This window comes from Alphaproteobacteria bacterium (assembly GCA_040220875.1).
Classification (GTDB): Bacteria; Pseudomonadota; Alphaproteobacteria; order JAVJVX01; family JAVJVX01; genus JAVJVX01.
Map to the genome: position 1 here is coordinate 1 of JAVJVX010000002.1, position 7,138 is coordinate 7,138.

At 59.6% G+C, this 7,138-nt stretch carries 10 protein-coding genes; 2 read left to right on the forward strand and 8 right to left on the reverse strand.

Annotation, left to right across the window (positions count from 1 at the left end):
- Positions 1-77: 77 nt before the first annotated feature.
- Positions 78-659: a calcium-binding protein gene (locus tag RLQ26_00025; GenBank protein ID MEQ9087113.1), complete on the forward strand. Its 582-nt coding sequence runs from the start codon at positions 78-80 to the stop codon at positions 657-659.
- A 130-nt stretch (positions 660-789) separates the two neighbouring features.
- Here RLQ26_00025 and RLQ26_00030 read toward each other — a convergent pair whose 3' ends face one another.
- Positions 790-1,038, reverse strand: a complete 249-nt coding sequence (locus RLQ26_00030) for a hypothetical protein (protein ID MEQ9087114.1) — start codon at positions 1,036-1,038, stop codon at positions 790-792.
- A gap of 337 nt (positions 1,039-1,375) precedes the next feature.
- Positions 1,376-2,785 carry a hypothetical protein gene (locus tag RLQ26_00035; GenBank protein MEQ9087115.1) on the reverse strand — a complete coding sequence of 470 codons (1,410 nt, stop codon included), beginning with the start codon at positions 2,783-2,785 and terminating at the stop codon, positions 1,376-1,378.
- A gap of 712 nt (positions 2,786-3,497) precedes the next feature.
- Between RLQ26_00035 and RLQ26_00040 the strand changes: the two genes are divergently transcribed.
- Positions 3,498-4,529, forward strand: a complete 1,032-nt coding sequence (locus tag RLQ26_00040; GenBank protein MEQ9087116.1) for a GSU2403 family nucleotidyltransferase fold protein — start codon at positions 3,498-3,500, stop codon at positions 4,527-4,529.
- A 41-nt stretch (positions 4,530-4,570) separates the two neighbouring features.
- On the opposite strand, the gene RLQ26_00045 is transcribed toward RLQ26_00040, so the two are convergent.
- The 6 genes from RLQ26_00045 to fdhD all read right to left on the reverse strand — a co-directional run.
- On the reverse strand, positions 4,571-4,963 hold the full coding sequence (locus RLQ26_00045; GenBank protein ID MEQ9087117.1) for a Rap1a/Tai family immunity protein: 393 nt from the start codon (positions 4,961-4,963) through the stop codon (positions 4,571-4,573).
- A gap of 19 nt (positions 4,964-4,982) precedes the next feature.
- Positions 4,983-5,360, reverse strand: a complete 378-nt coding sequence (locus RLQ26_00050; protein ID MEQ9087118.1) for a hypothetical protein — start codon at positions 5,358-5,360, stop codon at positions 4,983-4,985.
- 29 nt (positions 5,361-5,389) lie between these two features.
- Positions 5,390-5,638, reverse strand: a complete 249-nt coding sequence (locus tag RLQ26_00055) for a hypothetical protein (GenBank protein ID MEQ9087119.1) — start codon at positions 5,636-5,638, stop codon at positions 5,390-5,392.
- Between the two features lie 143 nt (positions 5,639-5,781).
- Positions 5,782-6,051 carry a type II toxin-antitoxin system ParD family antitoxin gene (locus tag RLQ26_00060; protein MEQ9087120.1) on the reverse strand — a complete coding sequence of 90 codons (270 nt, stop codon included), beginning with the start codon at positions 6,049-6,051 and terminating at the stop codon, positions 5,782-5,784.
- Between the two features lie 62 nt (positions 6,052-6,113).
- Positions 6,114-6,329, reverse strand: coding sequence for a formate dehydrogenase subunit delta (locus RLQ26_00065; GenBank protein ID MEQ9087121.1), 216 nt, complete (start codon positions 6,327-6,329; stop codon positions 6,114-6,116).
- A partial coding sequence (gene fdhD, locus RLQ26_00070) for a formate dehydrogenase accessory sulfurtransferase FdhD (GenBank protein MEQ9087122.1) occupies positions 6,319-7,138 on the reverse strand: 820 nt, incomplete at its 5' end. The genes fdhD and RLQ26_00065, both read right to left, overlap by 11 nt.

The window sequence follows — 7,138 nt, forward strand, 5'->3', positions numbered from 1 at the left end:
GCCGCAACAACCCGTGTGCGGAGGTCCATCGATAGAGCTTTGCTCATCATGGCTGGCCTCCTTCACCAGCCATGATCTTGAATCACAAGTTCGCCAGCCTGGGAATCCCCAACGATTCAGATTCGGCGCAAAACGCTCTAGATGACAGTGTCGGCAACGCCACGCTGATCGGGACCAATGGTGTCGACTCCCTCACCGGAGGCCTGGGAAACGACGTGATCGTCGGCGGCGGCGGGGACGATATACACCTGTCCGGCGGTGCCGGAAACGACAGTATATACGGGAACCCGGGATCGGACGTTCTGGACGGTGGCGACGGCGACGACCTGCTTTTCGGCGGTGCCGGAGACGACAGCATGGAGGGCGGGATCGGTGACGACATCGTTAAATTCATGGGTGGCACAGACACGGCACAAGGCGGAGCCGGCGCCGATACCTTCGCGATGATCTATGGCGGCGGATACGGTAACCATCGCACCATGGATTATTCGGCCACGGCTGGCGACCGGATTCATATCGAGAACGGTGTCAACTCGATATCACTCACCTCCGATGGCGCGAACGCCCATCTTTGGGAAAGCGTCTCGAACAATCTGATACTGACATTGGAAGGCGTCGGCAGCACGAACGATGTGATCATCGGGAATTTCGGGATCTGAAGTCCCGGACCGCGCATCCGGAATATAGGACGTGCTATCGGAACGCCGGTAGCGTGCAGCCCGGTCGCCGATCAGTTCGAATAAAGCACTCCAAATAGATTAGATCACGGAAATCCGATGCCGTACAATTTTAGCGAGTCTCATTTTTCCATCTCGGCTCATTGTATGCCAGTGCGATCATTTTTCTAGTACGATTGACCGCGGGTTTTCCTTCTTTCATTTCGCCAATGGCATTCGCCTGCGCGGACATTGGGACGCCGGGTTTTCTATTCTTCTTGATGCCTTCAACCAGACGGCTCATTGTCTCGCAGATGGCGGTGTTGTCGACCTTGTTTCCACCGGAGTCGACGACAATGAGCCCCGCTCTCGGCGCGGCCATTACCAATGTTGGCCAATTCGCCGCGTGAACGTCGTTCGATCAAACATGAATCAAACGGAACCGACAAGGGACGCAGGGGAACGGGTATGACAAAAGGGCTATTATCTTCCATCGTCTGCTAAAAAAATGGTCAAAATCTGTCAATATGGTCACAAATCATTCTTAAAGTGTCCGCATCAACGGTATCTAGATCTACGTTCTCACAAAAAATGGACCGATGCTGTTCTTGACGGACGTATTTGCTCTAAATTACACTATTTTTCTAAGGTCATAGAATATCTATGTTTCCCGTATTTTACACGACACGCATGCTGGCGTGATGCGAAATGGCGTTTGATCATTTGAAAAATCCGCCGGAGAGTTTCGAAACCATTAACAATTCCAGCAATATTTTTGATTTATTCACTGTTCGTCTGATCGGCAAAGGTTGGCCATGAATTCTCCTCACAGCTACTTTTGCAAGGCCATTCATGTTCCTGAGAGCAAAAGTTACAAGGAAAACATTTACGATCGTCCAAAATTGCAAAAGTGAATTAACCACATAGAATCCGAAATCAACAATGCGCTCATGATACTCATATATTAGGAAGAAGAACGAAAATATAGCCACGCAAAGCGGAACTATCGATATAACAACTGACGTTGCAAATGTCATTGGCGGAGACTCTCGGCCAGAAGCCTCTTTTGTTAGTTTAAATTGACTATATCCCGGAGCGAACATTGATGGTTCTACAAATGTCACCATAAACTGCACCGCTCTATTCGCCATAAAAAAGTATTGACTTGCAAGTATTACATATATACCTACAAGAGATGTATAAGATAGAAGAAAGTAAGGAGCTTTTGGATCTTTCGCGACCACCATATCGAGAGTTTGGTAAATCAAAAAACTGAAAGCAGCCAAAAATCCAATCACAATATTAAAAATTTTGCCCGACCAAAATCTATGCTCTTCACTTACCTCTTCGTAAACTTTTTGAATCTCACTGTCATATTTCTCTAATTCCAATTTGTTATTTAACGGCCAGTAATGTTCTGAAATAAGATCCAAAAAAATCTTTGCGTTTATTAAATGCGCACAAACATGAGGGGCCTCTGCAAGCGTGACGAAATCCCCCACACCCATTCTTGGGCGAAAAAACTTCGCTGAATGCCTATAGGAAGCCACTAAATCTTCTTGTGAATGGAGAACAACAAAATTTTGGTCAAAATTCTGACTCTCTCTTATCTTTTTAGCTTTCTCCTGGATCTGACATATTGACGCGATAGGAATGCTATGTGAAAGCTGTAACTGAGACTTACTAGTATTAATCAACCAGAACGTGGCGCGCCGCGGTATCCTCATCCGAGGAAAAAGCCCCGCCACCTTCAGCGCGACAACCGCCAGCAAAGATAATCCAAGAAAAGGAGAAATCGCAACATGCTTATCGACACCTAACCGATCCGATAAAGAAATGATAGCCAAAGATGAAATAGATGTTGTAATGTAAATTATTTCTTTGTCAGAACTTTTTTTTATATTTATTACCATTTTTTCTAACTCTACCAGAAACTTATCAATATCAAAATCGTCTAGTTCACTACAGGAATGGTGATAGGGCAGAACTAAATTGTGACATTCGATACCGTTCGCTTCAAATTCTCGTTGGAGATTCAACATTTCATCAGGTGTATTCGCAAATCCGTGCATCAACAAAATCTGACAATCTCGCAATTGCTGGATTTTGCCCGCCCCTTCTGACTCCATTTTGGTGCACCCCACATTGGCAGCCGCTTCAGTGTCTAAATAGACCGCGCGCTCAGTTGGTTGATCCCTAACGTACGGGACAACGGGAAGCGCTTCGTGTCAGCGATCAACCCACCTGATTCCGGTATTTCTACAATGCCGATGAACGCCGGAGAGCATGAACATTGATTAGACCACCCACAGCCTCCGATATCATAACATACCTCATTCGTTGCCTCACCCGGTTGCAATTATGTGCTTAGCCTTCTGGCATAGGGTCGTTTTCCGGAACACCGACCATCTGGCCCGAGATGACCGCCAATCTGCCCAGGTTCTCTTCTATAAATAGTTTCTTAAACTATACTTATAAACCGTATACTCTTGATGAGTTTCTGGAAAGATTGTCGTCATACTCGTGGGATATGCTCGCGACTCGACTCAGTGTACAGAGTGGGTATTCACCTGACAGTGCCGCATCTGTAGGCGGCCTCAGGCGGCTCCCGGTTGGATGGACTTCGGCTCTTGCGCCTCCTTCTGCAGTTCAGGTCTCTTGATGCCGGCCGTCAAGACCTGCAGCGGGGTTCGTCTCCGCCCCTGGTTCGAACGGCGCGCAGCCGGCCTCCGCGAGGTCGCTCGATTCTGGCGACATTGAAGCTCCTGGGATCTTGCTGCGCAATCCCCGTGTCTCACCGCAATACCACACAGTGTTTTATTTGTGTGGTATTCCTCGCTCATGCCCATTGCTCGCCATTCGCAGACAGCCCAGGTGGCCTATCACGACCTGCTGTCGCTCCTGCTCGACGATGCGGTGTCGGACATGCGCGGCAGCCCGACGCCGCGCAGCCAGGGCGGGCGAACGTACTGGTACGACCGTTACCGTGTCGGCACGACGATCCGCGAACGCTATCTGGGCGAGGATTCGACCTCGCTGCGACAGCGCATCGAAAAGCACGAGCAGCTTCGCCAGGACGACCGGCAACGGCGACGCGAGAGGGCACGCCTCGTTGGGCTGTTGCGGAGCGAACGCTTCCTTGGATTGGATGGCAAGGCCGGCAGTCTGACGACGGCATTTGCAAGGGCAGGCGTGTTTCGCCTGGGCGGCACCCTGGTCGGCACCACTGCCTTCCGGCTCTATGAGGGCGAACTGGGGCTGCGCCTGGCGATGGACCAGACGGCGACGGCAAGGGACATAGATATTGCCAGCTTCGAGAAACTGTCCCTGGCGCTGGACGACGCAGGCAGCCCGCCATGGGCAGACGTCTTCCACGACCTCGCTTTCACCCCGATGCCCACCATGGAACCCGGCCGGACCTGGCGCTGGCGACAGGGCAGCGGCGAGACATTTGTAGAATTCCTGACGCCGTCCTTCGACGAGCAGGAGGCTGTCCGCGACCTGCCGGCGCTGGGGGTCGGTGCCCAGTCATTGCACCACCTGAACTACCTGATTGCCGACCCGCTCGATGCGGCGGCCATCTACCGCGAGGGTGTGCTCGTCCGCGTTCCCCGACCGGAACGCTTCGCCATCCACAAGCTGATCGTGGCGGATCGGCGGCGCGAGGGGCCCGACAGCCCCAAGTCGCAAAAGGACCTCCTGCAGGCCCAGATCCTGATCGCCATGCTGTCGGTCGACCGGCCCATGGACCTCGCCGAGGCCTATGAGGATGCCCGCGGCCGCGGGCCGCACTGGCGCAAACGCCTGGACCGCAGCCTGGCCCGCGCGCCGGCAGCGGCGCGGGAGCTGGAAACTGCGGGTGCATATGACTGACTCTCCCGGATCGTTTCAGCCGAACGAGCGGCTGCCCGCCGTCACCGCACCTGCCGGCCGGACGGCCCGCAGGGAAAGCCCGCCGCCATCGCCTGGTGCAGGGAGAGGATCTCCGACTGGTGGAGCAGCCCCGGATGGGCCGCCGCCCAATCCAGGAAGACCTCGCGCACCACCTCCACGGTGACGTCCAGCGGCGCGCAGAACGGCGGCGCGGCGCCGCCCTGCCCGGCATAGAACCGCGCCGTCAGGAAGAAGCCGCGCAGTTCGCCCAGGCAGGCGCGCTCCAGCGCGAAGGCCATTGCCGGGTCGGGGTCGGCCGCGCCGCCGCACCAGGCGGCCAGGGTCTTGGTGTTCATGAAGACGCGGTCCTGCGCCGCCGCCGCGCCGGACCAGAGCAGGGCTGTCGCCGCCAGGGCAGAGGCCAGCCGCTTCATCCCGGCCGGCCGCCCGCCCTCAGTCCGCCACCAGGGCGAAGCGGTCCATCACCCCGCCATCGACCAGGCCGGCATGCAGGGCCAGCAGGACAAGCTGTGCGTCCGGGCTGTCGCCGCTGGCGATCGCCGCCTCCAGGCGGCGCTCCGCGCCTTCGGCGAGTTCCGCGCCCTGGACCAGCTCCACGAAGGCCTCCGCCCCCGTCAGGCAATCGGCGAGCAGCACGGCGTGTGCGGCACAGGCGGCGCGGTCGACCCCGCCGGCCTGCTTCATCAGCCGCACCATGGTCATCTTCACCGCCTCCGGCACCAGCGCGGGATGCAGGCCGGCGGCGCGCAGTTCCTCGTCGAGCAGGCGCAGCTCGCGCGCCCGGCCGAGCTGGCGGAACAGGCCGAACATGGTGGCTCTCTCCTGTGTGCGCGCGCCGGTCAGGCCGCCGCCGGATCGCCGCCCAGGCGGCGCGAGATCTCGTCCAGCCTGCGCAGGACCTGCAGCACCACGGTGTAGAAGACGTCGTACAGGAAGAACAGGTTCAGGATCGGCACCAGGCTGAGGATCACCCAGAGGATCCGCGGCTGCCCCACCGCCCGGGCGAGGAACCAGTTGCCGATCGCGAAGGGCAGGAAAGCCAGCAGGTAGGGCAGCAGCTGCACGTAGGACATATGGTCGGAAGCCATGGCGTCTCTCCCCGGTGGACGGATCGCTACCGAACCACAGGCACGGTGCCCGGCCAAGGGTCAGCCGGGTCCGACATGCGCACTCTGCTCTATCGGATCACGCAGGCCCTTGCGGGTCCCGACGGCCGATAGGCCGGCACCTCTCAGGTCTCGTGGGTTGCCAGACGGTCCAGGAGGGAGTCGAGGTCCCGTTCGTCGACTTCGACGAAATCGCCGCGGGTAAGGGCGTCGGTGCCGGCCTTCACCTGGCCGCGCAGGCGTTCAAGCTGCAGTTCCTCTGTCGCGAGGCGATGCTGCAGGCCGCGCAGGGCGTCCCGCACAGCCTCGCTGGCATTCTGGTACCTGCCGACGCGGACAACCTGCTCCACGAAGGCATCCTGCTCGGCAGTGAGATTGACGTCTCGGGTCGGCATTGCTGGCATCCACTCCCGGCCGGAAGGATATCCGAACTGGCAATCCTTGCCAGTTCCGCCCATCACGCCGGCTGGCGCAGCTCCCCCACGATGGCCGCCGCCATCGGGTGCAGCGCCGCCTGTTGCGCTGCCGCCATGGCGGTGAACTGCGCGCGCATGCGCGGGTCCCAGAACTTGCGCAGATGGTCGAGCAGGCCGGCGCGGGCCTCGTCGGCCGGATAGCCCTCGAAATTGGCGGCGATCTGGTTGGCCATGCGGATCAGGTCCTCATCGCGCATCGGGCGCTCCCTCATCGGGGTCGAAAGCCACCAGGGTGCCCTGCGGGCCGCGCGCGACCAGGGTCAGGCCGGCGCGGGCCGCCACCTCCAGCGCCAGCCCGGTGGGGGCGGAGACGGTGGCCAGCAGCGGCACACGGACCCGGGCGGCCTTCTGCACCAGTTCGAAGGAGCAGCGGCTGGTCATCGCGACGAAACCGGCGGCCGGGTCGAGGCCGCCGCGCAGCAGGGCGCCGAGCAGCTTGTCCAGCGCGTTGTGGCGGCCGACATCCTCGCGCACCAGGCGGATCGCGCCGTCAGGCGCACAGAACGCCGCGCCATGCACGCTGCGGGTGGCGCGGTTCAGCGGCTGCGCAGCCTCCAGCGCGGCGAAGGCCCTGGCGACGGCCGCCAGGTCCGGCAGTGCCGGCGGCGCCGCCCCGGCCTGCGGCGCGGCGAGCTGCGACAGCCGTTCCAGGCCGCAGAGGCCGCAGCCGGTGCGGCCCTCCAGGCTGCGCGCCGGCAGGGCGGCGAGGGCCGCGGGGTCGACCTGCAGGTCCAGCGCGATGCCGCGGTCGCGCGCCACCATGGCGATGCCCTGGATCGCCCTGGGGTCGGCCAGCAGGCCCTCGGTGACGGCGATGCCGGTGGCGAAATCCTCCAGGTCGGCGGGGGTCGCCATCATCACCGTCCAGGGCCGGCCGTTCAGGCCGATCTCCACCGGCACTTCCGCGGCAATGCCCCAGAACGCGTCGATCCCTGTGTCGGGGCCGGTGCCGGCGCCTGCGCTGCCGTCGGCCTGCAGGTAGCGCACCCGGCGCTGCCGCGAGGCG